This window comes from Polaromonas sp. P4_F4, assembly GCF_056401355.1.
Genome location: NZ_JBFUJO010000014.1, coordinates 118,503 through 137,199, shown reverse-complemented (window position 1 = coordinate 137,199; position 18,697 = coordinate 118,503). Strand labels below are relative to the sequence as shown.

At 62.1% G+C, this 18,697-nt stretch carries 23 protein-coding genes; 9 read left to right on the top strand and 14 right to left on the bottom strand.

What is annotated here, in order from left to right:
- Window positions 1-409: 409 nt before the first annotated feature.
- From AC1DUR_RS15945 to AC1DUR_RS15920, 6 genes are all read right to left on the bottom strand, one after another.
- Window positions 410-724, bottom strand: a complete 315-nt coding sequence (locus AC1DUR_RS15945) for a BON domain-containing protein (protein WP_477719948.1) — start codon at window positions 722-724, stop codon at window positions 410-412.
- A gap of 197 nt (window positions 725-921) precedes the next feature.
- On the bottom strand, window positions 922-1,380 hold the full coding sequence (locus tag AC1DUR_RS15940) for a hypothetical protein (RefSeq protein WP_477719944.1): 459 nt from the start codon (window positions 1,378-1,380) through the stop codon (window positions 922-924).
- Window positions 1,381-1,401: 21 nt separating this feature from the next.
- Entirely contained in the window at window positions 1,402-1,767 is a 366-nt protein-coding gene (locus AC1DUR_RS15935; protein WP_477719943.1) for a hypothetical protein, read from the bottom strand.
- Window positions 1,768-1,827: 60 nt separating this feature from the next.
- Window positions 1,828-2,235, bottom strand: coding sequence for a glycine zipper domain-containing protein (locus AC1DUR_RS15930; protein ID WP_477719942.1), 408 nt, complete (start codon window positions 2,233-2,235; stop codon window positions 1,828-1,830).
- 156 nt (window positions 2,236-2,391) lie between these two features.
- Window positions 2,392-2,556, bottom strand: coding sequence for a DUF1328 domain-containing protein (locus AC1DUR_RS15925; RefSeq protein WP_477719941.1), 165 nt, complete (start codon window positions 2,554-2,556; stop codon window positions 2,392-2,394).
- 197 nt (window positions 2,557-2,753) lie between these two features.
- On the bottom strand, window positions 2,754-4,094 hold the full coding sequence (locus AC1DUR_RS15920) for a sensor histidine kinase (RefSeq protein ID WP_477719940.1): 1,341 nt from the start codon (window positions 4,092-4,094) through the stop codon (window positions 2,754-2,756).
- Window positions 4,095-4,233: 139 nt separating this feature from the next.
- Between AC1DUR_RS15920 and AC1DUR_RS15915 the strand changes: the two genes are divergently transcribed.
- Complete coding sequence (locus tag AC1DUR_RS15915; protein ID WP_011481839.1) at window positions 4,234-4,866, top strand: response regulator; 633 nt, start codon at window positions 4,234-4,236, stop codon at window positions 4,864-4,866.
- 2 nt (window positions 4,867-4,868) lie between these two features.
- On the opposite strand, the gene AC1DUR_RS15910 is transcribed toward AC1DUR_RS15915, so the two are convergent.
- On the bottom strand, window positions 4,869-5,249 hold the full coding sequence (locus tag AC1DUR_RS15910) for a response regulator (RefSeq protein ID WP_477719939.1): 381 nt from the start codon (window positions 5,247-5,249) through the stop codon (window positions 4,869-4,871).
- A 377-nt stretch (window positions 5,250-5,626) separates the two neighbouring features.
- Between AC1DUR_RS15910 and AC1DUR_RS15905 the strand changes: the two genes are divergently transcribed.
- Window positions 5,627-7,639 (top strand): AsmA family protein, encoded by a 2,013-nt coding sequence (locus AC1DUR_RS15905; protein ID WP_477719938.1) that lies wholly within the window; start codon window positions 5,627-5,629, stop codon window positions 7,637-7,639.
- A 47-nt stretch (window positions 7,640-7,686) separates the two neighbouring features.
- On the opposite strand, the gene AC1DUR_RS15900 is transcribed toward AC1DUR_RS15905, so the two are convergent.
- The 3 genes from AC1DUR_RS15900 to gpmA form a co-directional block, all read right to left on the bottom strand.
- Window positions 7,687-8,466, bottom strand: a complete 780-nt coding sequence (locus AC1DUR_RS15900) for a HesA/MoeB/ThiF family protein (RefSeq protein WP_477719937.1) — start codon at window positions 8,464-8,466, stop codon at window positions 7,687-7,689.
- Between the two features lie 113 nt (window positions 8,467-8,579).
- Window positions 8,580-10,019 carry a S41 family peptidase gene (locus AC1DUR_RS15895; RefSeq protein ID WP_477719936.1) on the bottom strand — a complete coding sequence of 480 codons (1,440 nt, stop codon included), beginning with the start codon at window positions 10,017-10,019 and terminating at the stop codon, window positions 8,580-8,582.
- A gap of 173 nt (window positions 10,020-10,192) precedes the next feature.
- Window positions 10,193-10,936, bottom strand: coding sequence for a 2,3-diphosphoglycerate-dependent phosphoglycerate mutase (gpmA, locus tag AC1DUR_RS15890; RefSeq protein WP_477719935.1), 744 nt, complete (start codon window positions 10,934-10,936; stop codon window positions 10,193-10,195).
- 125 nt (window positions 10,937-11,061) lie between these two features.
- On the opposite strand from gpmA, the gene AC1DUR_RS15885 reads away from it, so the two are divergent.
- The 4 genes from AC1DUR_RS15885 (at window position 11,062) to AC1DUR_RS15870 (ending at window position 13,619) form a co-directional block, all read left to right on the top strand.
- A complete protein-coding gene (locus AC1DUR_RS15885) occupies window positions 11,062-11,472 on the top strand; it encodes a rhodanese-like domain-containing protein (RefSeq protein ID WP_477719934.1) in 411 nt (136 codons plus the stop codon).
- A 116-nt stretch (window positions 11,473-11,588) separates the two neighbouring features.
- Complete coding sequence (gene grxC, locus AC1DUR_RS15880; protein ID WP_477719933.1) at window positions 11,589-11,855, top strand: glutaredoxin 3; 267 nt, start codon at window positions 11,589-11,591, stop codon at window positions 11,853-11,855.
- Between the two features lie 170 nt (window positions 11,856-12,025).
- Window positions 12,026-12,487, top strand: a complete 462-nt coding sequence (gene secB, locus AC1DUR_RS15875; RefSeq protein WP_477719932.1) for a protein-export chaperone SecB — start codon at window positions 12,026-12,028, stop codon at window positions 12,485-12,487.
- A 43-nt stretch (window positions 12,488-12,530) separates the two neighbouring features.
- A complete protein-coding gene (locus tag AC1DUR_RS15870) occupies window positions 12,531-13,619 on the top strand; it encodes an NAD(P)H-dependent glycerol-3-phosphate dehydrogenase (protein WP_477719931.1) in 1,089 nt (362 codons plus the stop codon).
- 95 nt (window positions 13,620-13,714) lie between these two features.
- Here the strand turns inward: AC1DUR_RS15870 and AC1DUR_RS15865 are convergent, their stop codons facing one another.
- Window positions 13,715-14,047 carry a cupin domain-containing protein gene (locus AC1DUR_RS15865; protein WP_477719930.1) on the bottom strand — a complete coding sequence of 111 codons (333 nt, stop codon included), beginning with the start codon at window positions 14,045-14,047 and terminating at the stop codon, window positions 13,715-13,717.
- A gap of 375 nt (window positions 14,048-14,422) precedes the next feature.
- Between AC1DUR_RS15865 and AC1DUR_RS15860 the strand changes: the two genes are divergently transcribed.
- From AC1DUR_RS15860 to AC1DUR_RS15850, 3 genes are all read left to right on the top strand, one after another.
- On the top strand, window positions 14,423-14,725 hold the full coding sequence (locus tag AC1DUR_RS15860) for an ElaB/YgaM/YqjD family protein (RefSeq protein WP_477719929.1): 303 nt from the start codon (window positions 14,423-14,425) through the stop codon (window positions 14,723-14,725).
- An 83-nt stretch (window positions 14,726-14,808) separates the two neighbouring features.
- The gene (locus AC1DUR_RS15855) at window positions 14,809-15,261 is read left to right on the top strand and encodes a phage holin family protein (protein ID WP_477719928.1); all 453 of its coding nucleotides are present in this window, start codon (window positions 14,809-14,811) and stop codon (window positions 15,259-15,261) included.
- 10 nt (window positions 15,262-15,271) lie between these two features.
- Window positions 15,272-15,676, top strand: coding sequence for a hypothetical protein (locus AC1DUR_RS15850; RefSeq protein ID WP_477719927.1), 405 nt, complete (start codon window positions 15,272-15,274; stop codon window positions 15,674-15,676).
- An 82-nt stretch (window positions 15,677-15,758) separates the two neighbouring features.
- On the opposite strand, the gene panC is transcribed toward AC1DUR_RS15850, so the two are convergent.
- From panC to bioB, 3 genes are all read right to left on the bottom strand, one after another.
- Window positions 15,759-16,607, bottom strand: a complete 849-nt coding sequence (gene panC, locus AC1DUR_RS15845; RefSeq protein WP_477719926.1) for a pantoate--beta-alanine ligase — start codon at window positions 16,605-16,607, stop codon at window positions 15,759-15,761.
- A gap of 38 nt (window positions 16,608-16,645) precedes the next feature.
- Entirely contained in the window at window positions 16,646-17,539 is an 894-nt protein-coding gene (panB, locus tag AC1DUR_RS15840; RefSeq protein WP_477719925.1) for a 3-methyl-2-oxobutanoate hydroxymethyltransferase, read from the bottom strand.
- Between the two features lie 82 nt (window positions 17,540-17,621).
- Window positions 17,622-18,635 carry a biotin synthase BioB gene (bioB, locus tag AC1DUR_RS15835; protein ID WP_477719924.1) on the bottom strand — a complete coding sequence of 338 codons (1,014 nt, stop codon included), beginning with the start codon at window positions 18,633-18,635 and terminating at the stop codon, window positions 17,622-17,624.
- Between the last annotated feature and the right edge of the window lie 62 nt (window positions 18,636-18,697).

The window sequence follows — 18,697 nt, the reverse complement described above, 5'->3', positions numbered from 1 at the left end:
CTCCGGACTCGTCAGAACGTTGAAGAATTCCACCGCCTGGGTCGATCTCGCCCGGCGTCCAATGCTGCTGCAACGTTGATGCAAGACGCTTTGGGCATTACGATCCATGGTGGCTGGCCTTTGGGAAGATGGTTTGGGTGCTTCGTAAACAACCATCCTATCGACCCTTTGGTCAGCCATCTCCCTTTGCTTTCAAGCACTTACGCACGTCGCCGAAGGCCAACCTGCCAAAGTAAGTGCCATTCGGGTTAACGGGGAAACGCTGCCGCATGACCTCCACCGGCCAGGCGCAGATGGAAGCAGGTGGAAGCAGGCGGAAAAAGCAGACGATGAAAACTCCACCGTCTGCCTTCGGTTGACCCTTTACAGTGCTCACCGCCTCCAGAAACCTGAAGGCGGCGGGTACCGGTCAGGGACGAACGACGATGTCGTTGCGAACGGCCTTGACGTTCTTCACGCCACGGGCAAGATCTTCAGCCTGGGCTTTTTCGGCGGTTGTTTTGGCAAAGCCGGACAGCTGAACCGTGCCATTGAGCGTTTCAACGCTGATGGACATGGCTGAGACGGTCTTGTCCCCCACGAACTTGGCCTTCACCGCGGTCGTGATGGCCGCATCGTCAATGTAGGCTCCGGCCGTCTCCTGGCCACGCCCAACGGCGCAGCCGCTGCCAATGACGGTGATGCCGGCCAGGGCCGCGAATGCAATTGCGCGAGCGTATTTCATATTATTTTCCTCTTCAGTTGTTGAATGAACCGGTGCTGAGTTAAAAAGCCTGCCGATCAGCCGCACCACGCCAATCGACCAGCGGTAATCATGGGGGTCTTCTGCGACCGTCTCTGGATTCGTCGGTCTGCACAGCGTCTTGGTGGCCATGGGCCCGAAAGCCCCAGGCCATCCCCGGCGGTGGTGAAAAGTCGAGCTTATTCATGATGGCTTTCCCGGGGTTCTGCGTCTTGCCCGGAGCCGGACAGCATGGACAGCAGGACACTTGAAAGCTGGGACGCCTTGAGGGTTGCCAGCAACACGCCACCCAGTGAAACCAGGCGCCAGGGACGCAGCACCACGGCGGCAGCGCCGATGCCTGCGGCGATGCCCAGGAGTTTGAAGGGTTGCTCCTGCGCAAATTTGCCAATCACCGGCCGGGCCAGATCAAAAGCGGCACTTCCGGGATGATGGCGCCACCAGGCCCGCATCGCCCCCTTGGCCACTGCCCACGTCCCCCTCGCACTTGCGCGGGTCTCATCGGTTTCATCGAACGGACGCTCGTTTCGCCCGTCTGAAGATTGTGAAGATTGGCCGTCGCGCGTCATGTGCCTGACGAGCGCCTGGCGGCTGGCCGCGAGGCGTTCTTGCGGTGTGGGGGCTGTGACGGTGGGCATGGCGGAAGGGTCTCAGGCGTCTCAGGCGACCATGCGCAACGCGCGCGCGTCGGTGTCGATCTGCGCCTTCAATTCGGGAAAGCGTTCGCTCTGGAGTGGTTTTTTGGCGCGGACGATGGCAATGAGCAGCAATACCAGCACGAAGCCAGGCACGGCAACCAGCACCCAATGGAAGTGGTTCTGCATCAACCCCAGCATCAACGCCACGCCCGCCAGTCCCAGAAAAACCGCGGCCAACAGCACTGCCAGCACCCAGTTCACAGCCCGGACCAGCAACTCGGAGCCGGCGCTGGAGGCTTCCTGGTGAAACAGCGCGGCATACGCCGAGACATGATCCACGATGAGGTCAGGCCTTTGGATCAGGGTTGAAAAAAGTGGGTGCAGCATGATGGTGGTGTGGGTTGGTAAGCGCTGGCGTCACGCAGTAGTGACCTCAATGACGCCTTTTCAATAGCGCCGTTCGTTCCGATGGCGTGAAGAGGAAATCAGCAGGGCCACAGCTGCACCGACTGCCGCAGCAATGAGGATAGAACGCATCGGTTGCTCGGATACATACCGCGTCGTGACACCTGCAGCGCGGGAGAACGATTGCTGGGCACGCTCTTTGGCCTCGGACGCCAGGTCCAGGCTCTGACGGGCCAGCCTTTGAGCCTTGGATGCGAGCATGTCCACAACGGGGTCCACGCTACCGCGCAATTCGCGCACCTTGTTTTCTGCCTTGTCCAGCGCATCGTTCGCATGTTCCCTTGTCGACTCCACAGCCTTGACGGCATTGGCCAGCAGCTCATCGGAGGCCTGGCGCACGCCGGGCATGGTGTCGCGGCCAGTGGGGGAAGAGGGGGTATTGGGGGTCATTTCAGGTCCTTCATGAGTTGAGATTTCGGAGGTTGGGGGAAAGGGCGGCATGCAAGTGGGGTCCGTGAAGAGGGGAGAATTCGCGTCCTGATTTACGCGGTAACGGAACCGGCACAGGTGCCGGGACAGGTACCGCCACAGGGCGCGTCGTTAGTGCTAGTTCTTCCTGATCAGGCCGATCACAAAGCTCACCACAGCCATGATGGCGAAGATGAAAAAGAGAATCTTGGCAATCTCAACGGCACCTGCCGCGATACCGCCGAAGCCAAAGATGGCGGCGATCAGCGCGATCACCAAAAAAACAACGGAATAGTGCAGCATCTCAATCTCCTTGCGTAGCTGGGTTGGGCAGTGTTTCGTTGTCGAAACTTTGAAACGCCCTGCAGCAAGGTTAAAGAGGATGGTGGTTTTTCCTCATCGGCTGTGAACGGGTACCCCTGTCAGTTCCAAGGGGGAGGCACTGTAGGAGGGGGCTGACAGTTTGTTACTGTTGGGCGCGATGCGCACGGCCCCCGGGGTCAGAACGTCTTGGGCAGCACGGCAGAAATTCGCGCGCCACTTCCCTCGGCGCTGGTGACCGTCAGGCGACCGCCGGCGGCCTCCACGCGATGGCGCATGCCCGCCAGGCCGTGGCTGGTGGGCCCCACGTTTTCCACCCGGAAACCTTTGCCGTTGTCCTTGACCTCCACGGAGATGTACCTGTCGAAATTGTGAAGGCTGATCTCGGCCTGGCTGGCCGCGGCATATTTGGCAATGTTGGTCAGCGACTCCTGCACCAGCCGGTACACCGTCAGCTGGGCCGAGCCGCCAAGTTCCACTGGCTCCAGGTCGGTGGTGATGGACAGGCCGGATCGCTCCTCGAATTCCCGCGCCAGAATCTCCAGGGAGGCCACCAGACCCAGATGGGACAGCGAGGAGGGCCGCAAATCTTCAACAATGCGGCGCTTCAGGGCAATACCGCTGTTCAGCGTGCTGGTCAGGTGCTCCAGGCGTTCTGCTGCTTCCGGCAGGTTGCCCGCCAGTCGTGACCGCAGCCTGGCGACATCCAGCTTGGCGGCTGTCAGAAGCGCCCCCAGTTCGTCGTGCAGCTCCCGAGCCAGGTGGCCCCGCTCATCCTCACGCACATTCTGCAAATGGGTGGCCAGTTCTGCCAGGGTGGCCGTGCGCTCCCGTACCTGCGTCTCCAGCAGGTCACGCTCACGCTGCAGGGATTCCTGTTCGCGCCGGCCTGATGCGAGCAGGGCCTTGGTTTGCAGCAGGTACATGTAAAAAGCCAGCAGCCCCGCCAGCGCCATGGCGGCCACGCCGATGCGCGACAGCTGCAGTGTTTTCTTGATTTGGACCTGGCCCAGTTCCATCTTGCGGATGCTGCTGGCGGCCAGTTTGGACGATTGCGCACGAATCGCCTCCATGTGCTCCTTGCCGACATCCGTGGTCAGGACAAATTTCCAGGCATCTTCATTGCCTTCCTTGCGCATGCGCACGCTCAGGTCCATCTCGGCCAGTTTGCGCGCAATATGCCGGGACATGACGCCGAATTCCGTGAGTTCGTTCTGGTAGGGGATGAACAGCTGACGCAGAACATCCAGGTTCTGGCTGATATCGGCCGTGGCGCTGTTGTAGGGCTCCAGATAGCGCGGGTCGCCCGTCAGCAGGTAGCCTCGTGAGCCGGTTTCTGCATCCAGCATGCGCTGCAGCAATTGGTTGATGGCTTCACGGGTTTGCTGCGCCTCCTCGATGCTGGCCGCCGCCGCCGTGGATTCGTGAAAACTCGCCTCATTGATGAAAATGAGGATGGCGGCGGCCAGCACTGCCAGGGGCAGGCTGATGGCCATTTTCGGGATTGAGAATTTTTTCACGGCTGGCTCCGTTGGATACTTCGGGGAATAATTCGTCAATAATGGGTACTAAGGCCAATGCGGATGTCCGGCCCGGCCATCTTTTTCATTGCGTTGATTGCGTTGCCTGCTCGCGCGGGCTTTATGGAAAGACAGCGACATGATTAAAATTGGAATTGTTGATGACCATGCCATTGTGCGTTCGGGACTCAAGCAGTTTTTCTCGGACCAGGTGGATCTGCGTGTCGTCGGTGAGGCCGCCAGCGGCCGCGAGGCGATTGACCTGGTTCGCAATGTCGAGCTGGACATCTTGGTCATGGATTTGTCCATGCCGGGCCAGAGCGGCATCGATGCGCTGGCCATGATCCGCGCCAAAGCCCCCGACGTTGGCATTCTGATCCTGAGCGGCTACCCCGAGGAGCACTACGCGGTCAACCTGATTCGCCAGGGAGCCAGTGGCTACCTCAACAAGGAATGCGATCCGTCGGAAATTGTGGATGCCATCCGCGTCATTTCGCTTGGCAAGCGCTACATCACGCCGGCGGTGGCAGAACTGCTGGCGCAACAATTGAACCGGCCCCACGACGTCGCCTCCCACGAGCAACTGTCGGAACGGGAATTTCAGGTGTTTCTGAAATTGGCCAAGGGGGAAACGGCCGGCGATATTGCAAAGGCGCTTTCGCTGAGCGTGAAAACCGTCAGCACCTACAGAACCCGCGTGATGGAAAAAATGAGTCTGGCGTCGAACAGCGATCTCACCTACTACGCGCTCAAGAACAAGTTGATTGACTGACTTCAAACGGTACTGCCGCTCTGCTGGAGGCAATAGTCCACCAGCGCGTCAATTTCGTTGGACTTGTCAAACACCGCGTCGACGCCCAACTGCGCACACCGGTGCCGGATGTCGGTCGTGGCGTAATTGCTGAGCACCACCACTTTCTGTCCCGGCTGGCGATTGCGGCAAGCTGCCAGCACACCCAAGCCACTCCCCTGCTTCAAAAACAAATCGACGATGGCCAGGTCCCATTGGTCACTGTTGTCAACGAGCCAGGCTTTCCCTTCATTTTCGGTTTCTGCGGTTCCCACAGCACGGACGCAGGCGAGTTCTTCAAGGGTGCCGATCAGGTTTTCCCGAATAGTGGGGTTGTCTTCGACGATGTAGGTTTTCAGTCTCACTGATCAGGTCCAGGTGGGGCGACACGGTTCGCGGAAAATTGACGAAGCCCTCAAGAGTGTGAACACGCCGTGTTTCCTAATGTATCGTTGCCTCGGAGGCCATTCTGCCAGTGACTCTGTTCAGCACATGTAGGATGTTTCCTACTTCCCCGCTTTTCGTTATCTTTTAGAGACTGTAGGTACCCACCCACAGCTTTTCATCGCACTGGCCGACTGTCTGGGCCGGCTTGCTCATCGATAGTGAAGGCTCTGCCCTGAAGATGCGCATGAAGCCTTTCCGACGCCAACTCCAGGCCAATTGCGCGGTTCCGCATCGATGCCGTGTTGGCCAATGCGGGGACAGGGTGTTTGGGCGGGCCTGAAACCCACCGGGATACATGACCAAATCGTTGCTTCACTCCGCCGTTTTTCGCAGATCGCTTGCGGGCCTTGCGGCCCTGTTCGTTGCTCTGGTACTGGTGGTGCTTTTCTTTCCGTGGGATGTTTTGCGCGGGCCGATCAATCGTCATGTATCGGACCAGCTGGGGCGCCGCTTCGAGATTACCCAGCATCTCGCTGTTCGTCTGGGACGAGCCGCCACCGTCAGGGCCGATGGCGTGGAAGTCGCCAACCCTGAATGGGCCAGTGAGCCCTACTTGCTCAAGGCCAGCGTTGCCGAATTTGACATCAAGCTGTGGCCGCTGCTGTTTGGCAAGGTCGAACTGCCCCGGATTGCACTGACCGAGCCGCAAATCGGCCTGCAGATCGAACCGGACGGCCGGCGCACCTGGGCGCTTTCGCGCGACACGTCCGATGAAAGCGCCGTGCCTGTCATCGGGTCCTTGCTGGTTGACCGGGGCACGCTGAAATACCGCGCTGCGGCGCAGGGCGCCGACATAGCTGCCACATTTTCCCTCTCTCCGGAGTCGGCCGGGCAGCTCCCCTTGAGCTATAACGCTGCCGGCAAATGGAAAAATGAGGTCTTTAGCGCCAGTGGCCGCACAGGCGGCGTGCTGCAGTTGCGCGAGAAAGCGCAAGCGCCTTTCCCCATCGAGATCAATGTCCTGGCCGGAAAAACCGGCCTGAAAGCCCAAGGCTCGATTGTCAACCTCGCGGACTTTGGAGGCATGGACGTCACATTCGATCTGCAGGGCCGCAATCTCGAAGAGTTGTATAAATTGGCGGGTGTCGTGCTGCCTTCCACGCCGCCCTACAAGGTGCGCGGCAAGCTGGCCAAGCATGGCAAGGTCTGGACTGCCAGCCGGATTCAGGGTGTATTGGGCAACTCTGACCTCAGCGGTGCTCTCAGTTTTGACCAGTCTGCAGCGGTGCCCGTTTTGACCGGCAACCTACAGTCAAAACTGCTGGACTTTGAGGATCTGGGGCCAATGATTGGGGCAACGCCTGCTGCCAGCAAAGCGGCCGAAGCCAAAGCCAAAGCCAAAGCAGAAACCAAAGCGGAAGCCGGCGCAGAGCAGCCGGGCCGGACCACAGCGTCTTCACGCAAGGTATTGCCCGCGACCATCCTGAGCCTGGCCAGACTTCAGGCCATGAATGCCGACGTGACCTACTCGGCGGCGAATATCCGGCATGTACAGGCGCTCCCGCTGGACAAGGGCGGCGCCCACATCAAATTGAATGCGGGCGTCTTGCAGTTGAGTCCTTTTTCGCTGGGCGTGGCCGGTGGGTCGCTCGCCGGAAGCCTCAAGGTTGATTCCAACATCGCGCCTGCGGCGTTCACTGCCCGGCTGGATGTGCGTGCGGTGCAGTTGAATCAGCTGTTTCCCAAAGTGGAGACAACCAGGAGCAGTTTTGGAAAGATCAGCGGACAGTTCAACTTCCAGGGTCGAGGGGCCTCTGTGGCGCAAGTCCTCGGGTCCGCATCGGGGGATGTCGCCGTTCTCATGGGCAAAGGACAGATCAGCAACATACTGCTCGAATTCCTGGGGCTCGATGGCGGGGAGGTCATCAAGTTCCTGGTGCGCGGCGATCGCAATGTGCAATTGCGCTGCGCTGCGGCCGCCTTTGACGTGAACCAGGGCTTGATGACCAGCCGGGCCATCGTGCTGGATACGACCGACACGGTGATCAATGGCCGCGGCCGGGTGAGCCTGGCCGATGAAACGCTGGACATCATCCTGGAACCGGCGCCCAAGGACCGCAGCATTCTGAGCCTCAGGTCGCCGCTGCGGATTGGTGGGACCTTTGCATCACCGTCGGCCGGGCCGGACAAGGGTGCGCTGGCCGGTCGCGCCGGCATCGCCCTGGTGCTGGGCGCCATCAACCCGCTGCTCGCGCTGGCTGCCACGATTGAAACAGGCCCCGGTCAGGATGCCGATTGCAGCGAGGTTCTGGCACAGGCCGCCAAGCCCAATGGGGGCTCCAGACCTGCTGCGACGGCCACCCGGTGAGTGGAGGGTGACCCTGGGCGCAGGGACCGGTTATCGAGGCCCCCGGCTCAATCAGTGGTAGTGGGCGCAGGCGTGGGAGCGGAGGCACCACAGACTGTGCAGGCGATGTTTCGCGCCAGTTTCATTTCGCTCCACTCCATGGTTCGGCCATCCAGCATCAGCAGCCGCCCGGTCAGTGGCTGCCCGACGCCGCAGAGCAGCTTCAAGGCTTCGGCGGCCTGCACGGTGCCTACGATGCCGACCAGGGGTGCAAACACACCCATGGTGGCGCAGCGGGTTTCCTCGAATAGATCCGACTCCGGAAACACGCAGGCATAGCAGGGTGACTGCGCGCTCCGCGGGTCATAGACCGACACCTGCCCGTCAAAGCGTATAGCCGCGCCGGAGACCAGAGGCTTGCTGTGCCTGACACACGCACGGTTGATGGCATGGCGGGTGGCAAAGTTGTCGGTGCAGTCGAGAACCAGGTCAGCCTCCCGGACCAGTTCGTCAAGCAGCGCGCCCTCGGCCCGCTGCGTGACCGGGATGACCTGGACATCCGGGTTGATGGCTGCCACGGACTGCACCACGGACTCCGCCTTGAACGTACCAATGCGGGCCAGGTTGTGGGCAATCTGCCGCTGCAGGTTGGTGGCATCCACGCGGTCATGGTCGACCACGGTGATGTGGCCCACGCCGGCACTGCCGAGGTACAGGGCCACCGGAGAACCCAGTCCGCCCGCGCCCACAATCAGCACGCGTGCGGACAGCAGCTTTTCCTGGCCCTCAATACCCAGTTCGTCGAGCAGGATGTGCCGGGAATAGCGGAGCAGCTGTTCGTCGTTCATGGGGGAGGGGGCATAAGCCGGTCCGTACCCGCGTCGGCGCAGGGCAGCGCACGGGTAGATCCGATCAGGTGGAGTGGAGCACGCGACCTGATCGTTACCGGCCTACAGGCGGCCTAGTTTTCTTTCTTCTCGTTTTTGGGCTCGACCACCGCCGTCTTGCTGACCAGTACCGGCCGGCCCTTGAGCTGATTGATGGCCTGTGCCAGCTGGAAGTCCTTGTCGCTGCCCAGTTCAGGCGGGCGGCGCTGCTCTGGCGTCTTCTTGGCTTCTTCTTCCAGTCGCTTCAAGGCTTCCTCGCGGGCTTTTTCCCGGCTGGCGTCCTTGACTTCGGAGCCCTGGCCGCTGTTGAGGTGCTTCTCCAGGTCAGCTTCGCGTGTGCGCAGCGCGGCAAACGGGCTGCCTTCGGCGGTGTCGTCCACCAGCACGTCGGGAACGATGCCGCGCGCCTGGATGGACTTGCCGCTGGGGGTGTAGTAACGGGCCGTGGTGAGCTTGATGCCGGTGTCGGGGCCCAGCGGGCGCACGGTCTGGACCGAGCCCTTGCCGAAGGTCTGGTTACCCATGATGGTGGCGCGTTTGTAATCCTGGAGGGCGCCCGCCACAATCTCGCTGGCGGAAGCAGAACCCTCATTGACGAGCACCACCAGCGGCACCTTCTTGATGGCTGCGGGGAGGCGCTTCAGGGGATCAGCCCCGCTGCGGCGCTGGTAAAACTCCGGGGCCGCCTTGTAGGTGAACTTGCTTTCCGCCAGCTGGCCGTTGGTGGACACCACCGTGACGTTCTCTGGCAGGAAGGCGGCCGACACCGCAACAGCTGCATCCAGCAAGCCACCGGGGTCGTTGCGCAGGTCCAGCACCAAGCCTTTGAGGTTGGGCTCCTGCTTGTAAATCTGTTCCAGCTTGGTCACAAAATCGTCCACCGTACGTTCCTGGAACTGGCTCAGCCGGATCCAGGCGTAGCCGGGCTCAATGACCTTGCTGCGCACTGACTGGGTACGGATTTCCTCGCGCGTGATGGTGACGGGGAATGTCCGGTTTTCATCCTTGCGGAAAATGGTCAGCAGCACCTTGGTCTTGGGCTCGCCGCGCATTTTCTTGACCGCGTCGTTGAGTGACAGGCCCTTCACGGCCGTGTCATCGATCCGGGTGATCAGGTCGTTGGGTTTGAGGCCCGCGCGATCGGCGGGTGAGCCTTCAATCGGGGAAACCACCTTGACCAGACCGTCTTCCTGGCTGATCTCGATGCCGACACCCACAAAGCGCCCCGAGGTGCCCTCGCGAAACTCCTTGTACGACTTTTTGTCGAAATAAACGGAGTGCGGATCCAGGCTGGCCACCATGCCCGAAATGGCGTCGGTGATGAGCTTTTTCTCGTCAACCGGCTCCACATAATCGGTTTTGACCATGCCAAACACGGCCGCCAGCTGTTGTAGCTCTTCCAGTGGCAAAGGGGAGAGGCCACCGCGTGCAACGGCCTGCAGTTGCACCGTGGTGAGGGCGCCTGCGACCGCGCCAATTGAAATCCAGCCTGCGATTTTGAGCTTCTGACCCATAAAACTACCTTAATAAGCCTTGAGGAACCCTTGCTCCTGCGTACCAGAAGCAATATACACCTTGGAGAAAAGCCCCATTCAGCAGTTCCATGTTGCGCAGTCGCCAAGCTGGCAAAAACGGCAAAAATGTGCGGTTTTTGCCAGCTTTTACCGGACTTTTACATGAAGTCTGATCAGCCCTTGCCTTGCGCTGCCACGGCCGCAGCAGCTTTGGCTACCGCTTCGCTGTCGCCCAGGTAGTAGTGGCGCAGCGGCTTGAGCTGGTCGTCCAGCTCATAAACCAGCGGAATGCCATTGGGGATGTTGAGCCCGACGATGTCGTTGTCCGAGATGTTGTCCAGGTACTTCACCAGCGCGCGTATCGAGTTGCCGTGAGCCGCCACCACAACGCGTTTGCCGGCCTTGATGGCAGGCGCCATGGATTCATTCCAGAAGGGCAATACCCGCGCCACGGTGTCTTTCAGGCACTCCGTCAGCGGCACCTGCTCGGGCGGCAATTTGGCATAACGGGGGTCGCCGCGTTCGCTGCGCTCGTCTTCGGCATCCAGCGGCGGGGGCGGGGTGTCGTAGCTGCGGCGCCAGATCAGCACCTGCTCTTCGCCATATTTTTTGGCGGTCTCGGCCTTGTTCAGCCCCTGCAGCGCACCGTAATGCCGCTCGTTCAGGCGCCAGCTGTTCACGACCGGCAGCCAGGTCCGGTCCATCTCGTCCAGCACATGCCAGAGGGTGCGGGTTGCACGCTTGAGCACGCTGGTATAGGCCACGTCAAACTCATAGCCCTCGCTTTTGAGCAGTTTTCCGGCGTCCTTGGCTTGCGTGATGCCTGTTTCCGTCAGGTCGACATCAGTCCAGCCGGTAAACCGGTTTTCAAGGTTCCAGGTGGATTCGCCATGGCGGATGAGCACGAGTTTGTACATGGTGTGGCAGTAGGGGGTGGGTGAGGAGGGGAGACGTAAACAGGGGCAAAAGAGCGGTTGGCAGGCAATTGCCGGCCTCCATTCTAAAATCACTGGTTTGGTGAAAAACACACAAAGGGTAGCAAGTGAAATTTCTGATCGATAACTGGATGCTGATTTCGGTAGCACTCGCCTCGGGCGGCATGCTGGTTTGGCCCATGATTTCGGGTGCCATGAATGCCGGCGCGCTGAGCGCCAGTGGCGCCGTGCAACTGATCAACCGTGAAAAAGCGGTGGTGGTGGATGTGAGCGAGGCGGACGAGTTTGCGGCCGGTCATGTTGGCGGCGCCAAAAACGTGCCTTTCAGCGAACTGGAGAGCAAGCTGCCCGGCGTCGTGAAAAACAAGGCCCTGCCGCTGATCCTGGTGTGCTCCAGCGGTGCGCGTGCTGGCCGTGCCGTCGCCGTTGCCAAAAAGCTCGGGTACGAGCAGGCTCAATCCCTGGGTGGCGGGCTCAAAGCCTGGAAAGACGCTAACCTTCCGCTCGAGAAAGCCTGAACCGGCTCATTGCCCCGCCGCCGCCGGAGAGGGCCGTGGTCGGGTTTTGACCCAGGTTTCCACCCATTTCCCATGGCTGCGCCTTGCGAGCGCGGTCCGCACGACCCAGAGAACCCATGCAACCCGTCAAGATCTACACCACGGCCACCTGCCCCTATTGCATTCACGCCAAACAGCTGCTCAAACAACGTGGCGTGGCCGAACTCGATGAGATTCGTGTGGACATGCTGCCTGGCGAGCGCCAGAAAATGATGGACATCACCGGCCGGCGTACGGTGCCGCAGATCTTCATTGGCGACACCCATGTCGGCGGTTGTGACGAGCTGGTGGCCCTCGACGGACGGGGTGGCCTGATGCCGTTGCTCAACGGCGGCGGCGTTTGACGTTTGAGCCGGTCGGTCGAGCCCCAGAAAAATCCGCCCCCTCGGGGGGCAGCGAGGACACGCAAGTGCCGAGCGTGGGGCTTTATTTCTTCCTGAGATAATGCCCCGTTGTCTGCCCCCTGCGGGCAGGTCCCCATCTTCCGATTTATCCAAGCACCCGAAAGAGCACCATGGCAGAAGCCAACCTTGATCCCGTATTCCAGATCCAGCGCGTTTACCTGAAGGACGTGTCGCTGGAGCAGCCCAATTCGCCTGAAATTCTGCTGAACCAGGAGCAGCCTGGCGTCGACATCCAGCTGGGCGTGGATGCCAAGCCGGTGGCTGATGGCTTGTTTGAAGTCACCGTGACCGCCACCGTGCACACCAAGATTGCCGACAAGACGGTCTTTCTGGTCGAGGCCAAGCAGGCGGGTATTTTTGAAATCCGCAACATGCACACCGACCAGCTCGGCGCCATCCTGGGCATTGCCTGCCCGCAAATTGTTTACCCCTACCTGCGCAGCAACGTGGCCGACGTGATCCAGCGCGGCGGCTTTCCGCCCGTGCACATGGCTGAAATCAATTTCCAGGCCATGTACGAGCAGCAGCAGGCCGAGGCCGCCGCGCCGTCCGCACCCCAAATCATCGTTTGAGGGCCGGCTGAACCGCCGCCCGCCCTTTTCCGCTCATCCGGACATGAAAATAGTCGTCATCGGCGCTGGCGCATGGGGTACGGCAATGGCCGTCAATGCGGCAGGCGCTGTGGAAGCGGCGGGTTCCGGCGCGCCCCGGCATCAGGTCACGCTATGGGCGCGCGACGCGGCGCTGGTCCAGGCCATGCAGGCTGAACGCGCCAACACTCGCTACCTGCCCGGCGTCACCCTGCCCGGCAACCTGCTGCTGCAAGGCGGTGGGGATGCATCGTTGGCCGAGGCCGTCAGCGGGCAGGACCTGATCATCCTGGCCACGCCGGTTTCCGCGGCGCGCGGCATGCTGCAAAGGCTGCAACAGGTCAGCGTGCCGGTGGTCTGGCTGAGCAAGGGTTTTGAGGCGCCGGTGGCCGTGGAGTCCCGGTCTGCCGCCTCCCCAGCCTCCTCTTCATCCTCTTCTTCAATTTCACCGTTTGGCCTGTTGGTCCATGAAATACGGGCGCAGATAGCCGTCAATTTGAGAGCGGGCGTGCTCAGCGGCCCGAGTTTCGCGCTCGAGGTGGCGCGCGGCCAGCCGACCGCGCTGGTCGCGGCCAGCGAGCATGCCGAGGTGCGCGATGCACTGGTTGCCGCGTTTCATGGCGCCTCGCTGCGCATTTACGCCAGTGACGATATCGTGGGTGTGGAGGTCGGCGGCGCTGTCAAGAATGTGCTGGCCATCGCCACTGGCCTGTGTGACGGCTTGCAGCTGGGGCTGAACGCCCGGGCGGCTTTGATCACGCGCGGGCTCGCCGAAATGACGCGGCTGGGCGTGGCCCTGGGCGCCCGTGCCGAAACCTTTACCGGCCTCTCAGGCCTGGGCGACCTGGTGCTGACGGCCACGGGCGATCTCAGCCGCAACCGCAAGGTGGGGCTGCTGCTGGCGCAGGGTAAAACGCTGACCGAAGCGGTCAAGTCGCTGGGCCATGTGGCCGAGGGGGTTTACTGTGCCCGCACCGTGGTGCAGCGCGCCGCAGGCCTGGGCGTCGACATGCCGATTGCGCAAGGCGTGGTGGCGCTGCTGGATGGCAAGCTTCGGCCGGCTGAAGCGGTCGCCGCCCTGATGGGGCGCGGACCGACGACCGAGCTGGCCTGAGCCCACCCCTGATCCGTTATTGAGTCGGTTGCAATAACGCCCGCTTTGGTCGAGCGCGGGCTGCCGTACGGTTGCCGCCCGCGATGCGCCCTGTCTTATTTGTTGCGCAAAACCAGGGTTCCCAGCAGCGACGCGTCCCGCACGGCCGTCAAGCCGTGCTCTACACCGCCCGCCAGCCAGAGCAGCTGGCCCGCCTTCATGGTCTGGGTTTTCCCACCCGCCGTGAACTTGACCTCGCCTTCCAGGCACTGCAGCGTGATTTCACCCTGGACGTGGTGCGAAGGCACGGTCTTGCCGGCGGGCACGACCAGCCACATGACTTCAAGGCCCTCGCTCTTGAACAGTGCGATGGTTTGCGCTTCCGGGAGATTTTCGGCGAGGGGACGAACGTCAATGAGCTGCCCCGACTGGGCGTGCGGAATGGCCATGATGGAACTCCTGAAAAGTGCTGCTGATGCCGGGAATACTTATACCTGAACGGCAGAAGCAGTTGACGGCCACCCGAGTGGCTTGCTCGGGTTTGGCGCGCTATTTTTCAAGGACAACAGGTCACTAGCCCAATCAGTATGGGGACAAATCGCTATCAAAAACAGAGCGGATGTCGGTGTGAACCGGGCGCTCCGGCGGTTTGTGTGGCAGGCCGCTTTTTGACCTGGCCACCAATCCCGGGTAACCTGACCCACTCCGGCAGACGGGTTCCGAACCGATTCATGGGCTGCGTCCTTTTGTCCTTTTGGATTGGGCTAAACTGAAAACCGTTCACGCTGCGCCTGATTTTCACCAACAACACCTGGGAGCATTCCATGGAGAACACCAACAAAGACAAGCTGATCACCGACATGAAAGTGGTACTCGCTGACGTGGAGGACCTGCTCAAGTCAGCGGCTGCGACCACCGGCGAAACCGCCGTGGCCCTGCGTGAGAAAGCGGCCGGCAAGCTCAGGCTGGCCACCGAAAAACTGACCGGGCTGCAGGAAGCGGCGCTGCTCAAGAGCAAAGAGGCGGCCAAGCTCACCGACGACTATGTCCATGCCCACCCCTGGAGGGCCGTTGGTATCGCCGCTGCGGCCGGGTTTTTGATCGGCTTGCTGGTCAACCGCAAGTAAGCACCGCTGCCGTCTGATGAGTCAACCCGCCAGCCAGCCGGTTCATGGCAAGCTGCTGCAGCTCTTGAACGACTGACGCCACCATGAACACTCCCCGGCCCAAGCCCCAAAGCGCAGACGCCCTCGATGTGGACCAGCCGCCGCGCCTCTTCGCGTCGCTGCGCCAGCTGCTCATCACGATGCTGCGCATGGCGCATACGCGCATGGCTTTGGCGGGTGTGGAACTGGAAGAAGAGCTGCAGCGGCTGATCGGTTTGTTGTTGAGCATGCTGGGCCTGCTGGTTTTTGGCCTGGTCGGCGTGCTGATGTTCACGCTGATGGTGGTGCTGGCCGTTGACGCGGCGCAGCGTGTGGCGGTGCTGGCGTTCTTTGCGGCGAGCTACCTCGGCTTCGGCGGCTGGTTCTGGTGGCGCATCCAGCGTGCGCTGGCGACGCGCCCGCCTTTTTTGCAGGCAACACTGGCTGAAATGGCGCAAGACCGTGAGGCCTTGGAAGCTGCCCTGGCACCCAGCGCGCAGCGCGAAGCTGCACCATGAGGGTTACGCCATGAACGACGCAGCCACCAACGCTACCACCCAACGGGAACTGAGAAAGCAGCTGTTGCTGATGCGCGCCGCGACGGAGCGCGCCGAGATGGTCGGCGCTGTAGACGCAGCACGGCAGAGGGCGACTTTTTTCAAAATCGGCGGTGTGCCAGGCTTGGCCCTGGCCAAAGGCCTGCCTCTGGCACTGGGGCTGCTTAAGCGCGCACCCCTGGTCAGCTCGCTGCTGACGCTGGCGCTGTCAGGCGCACGCCGGCCCTTGCTGCCTTTGCTGCGATATGGGCTGTTGGGTGCGGGCTCGGCCCTGCTGGCGTGGAAGGGCTACCAATGGCTCGCTGGCCGGCTTGGGCAGCCTGCGGAGCCGTCCCCGGAACAGCCTGCTGACTCCGACGATAGCCCGCAGGATTAGGCGCTTGATAAGAGCGGGTGCTGCGACGAAGCTACTTGCCGGATATCGATACGCCGCCACTCCGTTGCTGGTTTCGGCCCGCTCAGATTTCCAGGTTGTCAATCAGCCGGGTGTTGCCCAGTTTGGCCGCGCCCAATACCACCAGCGGCTCTGAAGCCAGCAGCCCCTGCGGTGGCAGCAGGTCGGTGCGGCGGCGCACGGTCAGGTAGTCGGGTTTCCAGCCGCGGCGTGCCAGCGCCTGCATGGCCTGGGCTTCCAGCGCGGGCAGGTCGGGCGTTGGCGTGGCCCGGGCGGCATCGCCGAGCGCTTTCAGGGCCTTGAAGAGTTGCGCGGCTTCAGTGCGCTCGTCGGGGCTCAGGTAGCCGTTGCGCGATGACAGCGCCAGCCCGTCTGCGGCACGCTGGGTTTCACCGGCCAGAATCTCGATCGGCAGGGCAAACTGCTGCACCATGCGGCGCACCACCAGCACCTGCTGGTAGTCTTTTTTGCCGAAAGCGGCAACGCCCGAGGGCATGCCGGCATAGACGCACGAAAAGAGCTTGAGCACCACCGTGCTGACGCCGATGAAGAAGCCGGGGCGAAAGTGCCCTTCGAGGATGTCGCTCAGGTCCGTGGCGGGGTGTATCTTGTAGGTTTGCGGCTCGGGGTACAGCTCTTTCTCGCGCGGTGCAAACAGCACATCGCAGCCCGCGGCTTCCAGGCGCTGGGCATCGGTGTCCAGCGTGCGCGGGTAGCTGTCGAAATCCTCATGTGGCGCAAACTGCAGGCGATTCACAAAAATGCTGGACACCGTCACGTCGCCCAGCGGCTTGGCCTGCCTGACCAGCGCGATATGGCCGTCATGCAGGTTGCCCATGGTGGGCACAAAGGCCGGGCGTTGGAAGGGCCCGAGTTTTTCGCGCAGTTCGGCGATGGTGTGAACGATGTGCATGAGGTCTCCTCGGCTGCTTGTTTTTGACGGAACCTGAATTACCACGCGTGGGTGGCGTTGACCGGGAAGCTGCCGTCTTTCACGGCGTGGACAAAGGCTTCCATGGCGCCGCGCACGCTGGGTGCCCCGTCCATGAAGTTGCGTACAAATTTGGGCATCTTGCCCAGGTTCATGCCCAGCATGTCATGCAGCACCAGCACCTGGCCCGACGTGCCGTTGCCCGCACCAATCCCGATGGTGGGGCAGTGCGTCAGTGTCTGGGTGAGCGCGGCTGACAAAGCCGCAGGCACCATCTCCAGCACCAGCATGGCGGCCCCGGCATCCTGTAGCTCATGGGCCTCGCGCTTGAGCGTGGCGGCGGCCTCATCGGTCTTGCCCTGCACGCGGTAACCGCCCAGTGCATGCACGGTTTGCGGTGTCAGGCCCAGGTGGGCGCAGACGGGAATGCCGCGCTCGACCAGAAAGCGCACGGTATCGGCCGTCCAGCCGCCGCCTTCGAGCTTCACCATGTGCGCGCCGGCCTGCATCAGCACCACGGCGCTGCGCAGGGCCTGCTCTTTCGACTCGTGGTACGTGCCAAAGGGCAGGTCACCGATCAGCCAGGCCGTGGCGTGCGAGCGGCGCAGGCCGTTGGCCACGCACTCGGTGTGGTGGCGCATGGTTTCCAGCGTCACGCCCACGGTGCTCGTCAGGCCCTGGCAGACCATGCCTAGCGAGTCGCCGACCAGGATGCATTCCACGCCGGCCGCGTCGGCCACGGCCGCGAAGGTTGCGTCGTAGGCGGTCAGCATGGTGATTTTTTCGCCTTGCGCATGCATTTCGCGCAGGCGCGGCAGGCTCAGCGGCTTGCGCGCCGAGGGCGTGGCGGCGGGCGGCAGCGTGCCATAAGGCGTGGCCGGGGGCGAGGCAGAAACGTTCTTCGCTGGGGTCATGGTTCAGTCCAAAGTTAGCGAGAGTCTAACGAGCTTGCCCGTGCTTTTTCACTACCGTTTTAGAGGGGCCTGACCAGCCCGCTCAGCGAACATCCGGCGCCGAGCGGCTCATGCCCAGGCGTTCGAGCAGCTTCACGTCGGCCTCGGTGTCGGGGTTGCCGGTGGTCAGCAGCTTGTCGCCGTAGAAGATTGAATTGGCGCCGGCCAGGAAACACAGCGCCTGCACGCCGTCCCCCATTTGCTGCCGGCCCGCCGACAGGCGCACGCGCGCCGTGGGCATGGTGATGCGGGCCACGGCAATGGTGCGCACAAATTCAAACGGATCCAGGTCCGCCTGGTTCGCCAGCGGCGTGCCTTCAACCTTCACCAGGTTGTTGATGGGGACCGATTCGGGGTAGGGCGTGAGGTTGGCCAGTTCGGCCACCAGGCCGGCGCGCTGGCGGCGGGTTTCGCCCATGCCCACAATGCCGCCGCAGCAGACTTTCACGCCGGCGCTGCGCACGCGTGCCAGTGTGTCCAGCCGGTCCTGGTAGTCGCGCGTGGTGATGATGTCGCCGTAAAAATCGGGCGCGCTGTCGAGGTTGTGGTTGTAGTAGTCGAGGCCCGCGCTTTGCAGTGTCTGCGCGTGGCCGTCTTCCAGCATGCCCAGCGTGGCGCAGGTCTCCAGGCCCAGGGCCTTGACGGTGCGCACCAGCTCGGCCACTTTTTCAATGTCGCGGTCCTTGGGCGAACGCCAGGCCGCACCCATGCAGAAACGCGTGGCGCCGGCGGCCTGTGCACGCTGGGCGGCAGCCAGCACTTCGGCGGGTTCCATCAGCTTGCTGGCTTCCACGCCGGTGTCATAGCGAGCGGCCTGCGGGCAGTAGCCGCAGTCTTCGGCGCAGCCGCCGGTTTTCACCGAGAGCAGCGTGGCGAATTCAACCCGTGTGGGGTCGAAGTTCTCGCGGTGCACCGTTTGCGCGCGGTGCATCAGTTCAGGAAACGGCAGGTTGAATAGTGCTTCAATCTCGTCAACGCTCCAGCGGCCGTGTTCCCTTGGCTGGACGGCGGGGCGGGGCGGGTGGAAGGCGAGAGGTTGGGTCAAGACAGAGGACATGAACGTGGGGCTCCTGAATGGATGAAAGTGCTGAAAGTGTTCACTGAGGCACTGTCATGAAG

What these genes read in the sequence shown, in the direction of transcription:
- AC1DUR_RS15855 (WP_477719928.1), top strand. Translation starts at nt 14,809, where the DNA reads ATGAACACTCCCCGGCCCAAGCCCCAAAGCGCAGACGCCCTCGATGTG.
- AC1DUR_RS15945 (WP_477719948.1), bottom strand. Translation starts at nt 724, where the DNA reads ATGAAATACGCTCGCGCAATTGCATTCGCGGCCCTGGCCGGCATCACC.
- AC1DUR_RS15915 (WP_011481839.1), top strand. Translation starts at nt 4,234, where the DNA reads ATGATTAAAATTGGAATTGTTGATGACCATGCCATTGTGCGTTCGGGA.
- grxC (WP_477719933.1), top strand. Translation starts at nt 11,589, where the DNA reads ATGCAACCCGTCAAGATCTACACCACGGCCACCTGCCCCTATTGCATT.
- panB (WP_477719925.1), bottom strand. Translation starts at nt 17,539, where the DNA reads ATGACCCCAGCGAAGAACGTTTCTGCCTCGCCCCCGGCCACGCCTTAT.
- AC1DUR_RS15895 (WP_477719936.1), bottom strand. Translation starts at nt 10,019, where the DNA reads ATGGGTCAGAAGCTCAAAATCGCAGGCTGGATTTCAATTGGCGCGGTC.
- AC1DUR_RS15865 (WP_477719930.1), bottom strand. Translation starts at nt 14,047, where the DNA reads ATGGCCATTCCGCACGCCCAGTCGGGGCAGCTCATTGACGTTCGTCCC.
- panC (WP_477719926.1), bottom strand. Translation starts at nt 16,607, where the DNA reads ATGCACATCGTTCACACCATCGCCGAACTGCGCGAAAAACTCGGGCCC.
- AC1DUR_RS15925 (WP_477719941.1), bottom strand. Translation starts at nt 2,556, where the DNA reads ATGCTGCACTATTCCGTTGTTTTTTTGGTGATCGCGCTGATCGCCGCC.
- secB (WP_477719932.1), top strand. Translation starts at nt 12,026, where the DNA reads ATGGCAGAAGCCAACCTTGATCCCGTATTCCAGATCCAGCGCGTTTAC.
- AC1DUR_RS15900 (WP_477719937.1), bottom strand. Translation starts at nt 8,466, where the DNA reads ATGAACGACGAACAGCTGCTCCGCTATTCCCGGCACATCCTGCTCGAC.
- bioB (WP_477719924.1), bottom strand. Translation starts at nt 18,635, where the DNA reads ATGTCCTCTGTCTTGACCCAACCTCTCGCCTTCCACCCGCCCCGCCCC.
- AC1DUR_RS15940 (WP_477719944.1), bottom strand. Translation starts at nt 1,380, where the DNA reads ATGCCCACCGTCACAGCCCCCACACCGCAAGAACGCCTCGCGGCCAGC.
- AC1DUR_RS15870 (WP_477719931.1), top strand. Translation starts at nt 12,531, where the DNA reads ATGAAAATAGTCGTCATCGGCGCTGGCGCATGGGGTACGGCAATGGCC.
- AC1DUR_RS15930 (WP_477719942.1), bottom strand. Translation starts at nt 2,235, where the DNA reads ATGACCCCCAATACCCCCTCTTCCCCCACTGGCCGCGACACCATGCCC.
- AC1DUR_RS15850 (WP_477719927.1), top strand. Translation starts at nt 15,272, where the DNA reads ATGAACGACGCAGCCACCAACGCTACCACCCAACGGGAACTGAGAAAG.
- AC1DUR_RS15935 (WP_477719943.1), bottom strand. Translation starts at nt 1,767, where the DNA reads ATGCTGCACCCACTTTTTTCAACCCTGATCCAAAGGCCTGACCTCATC.
- AC1DUR_RS15860 (WP_477719929.1), top strand. Translation starts at nt 14,423, where the DNA reads ATGGAGAACACCAACAAAGACAAGCTGATCACCGACATGAAAGTGGTA.
- gpmA (WP_477719935.1), bottom strand. Translation starts at nt 10,936, where the DNA reads ATGTACAAACTCGTGCTCATCCGCCATGGCGAATCCACCTGGAACCTT.
- AC1DUR_RS15905 (WP_477719938.1), top strand. Translation starts at nt 5,627, where the DNA reads ATGACCAAATCGTTGCTTCACTCCGCCGTTTTTCGCAGATCGCTTGCG.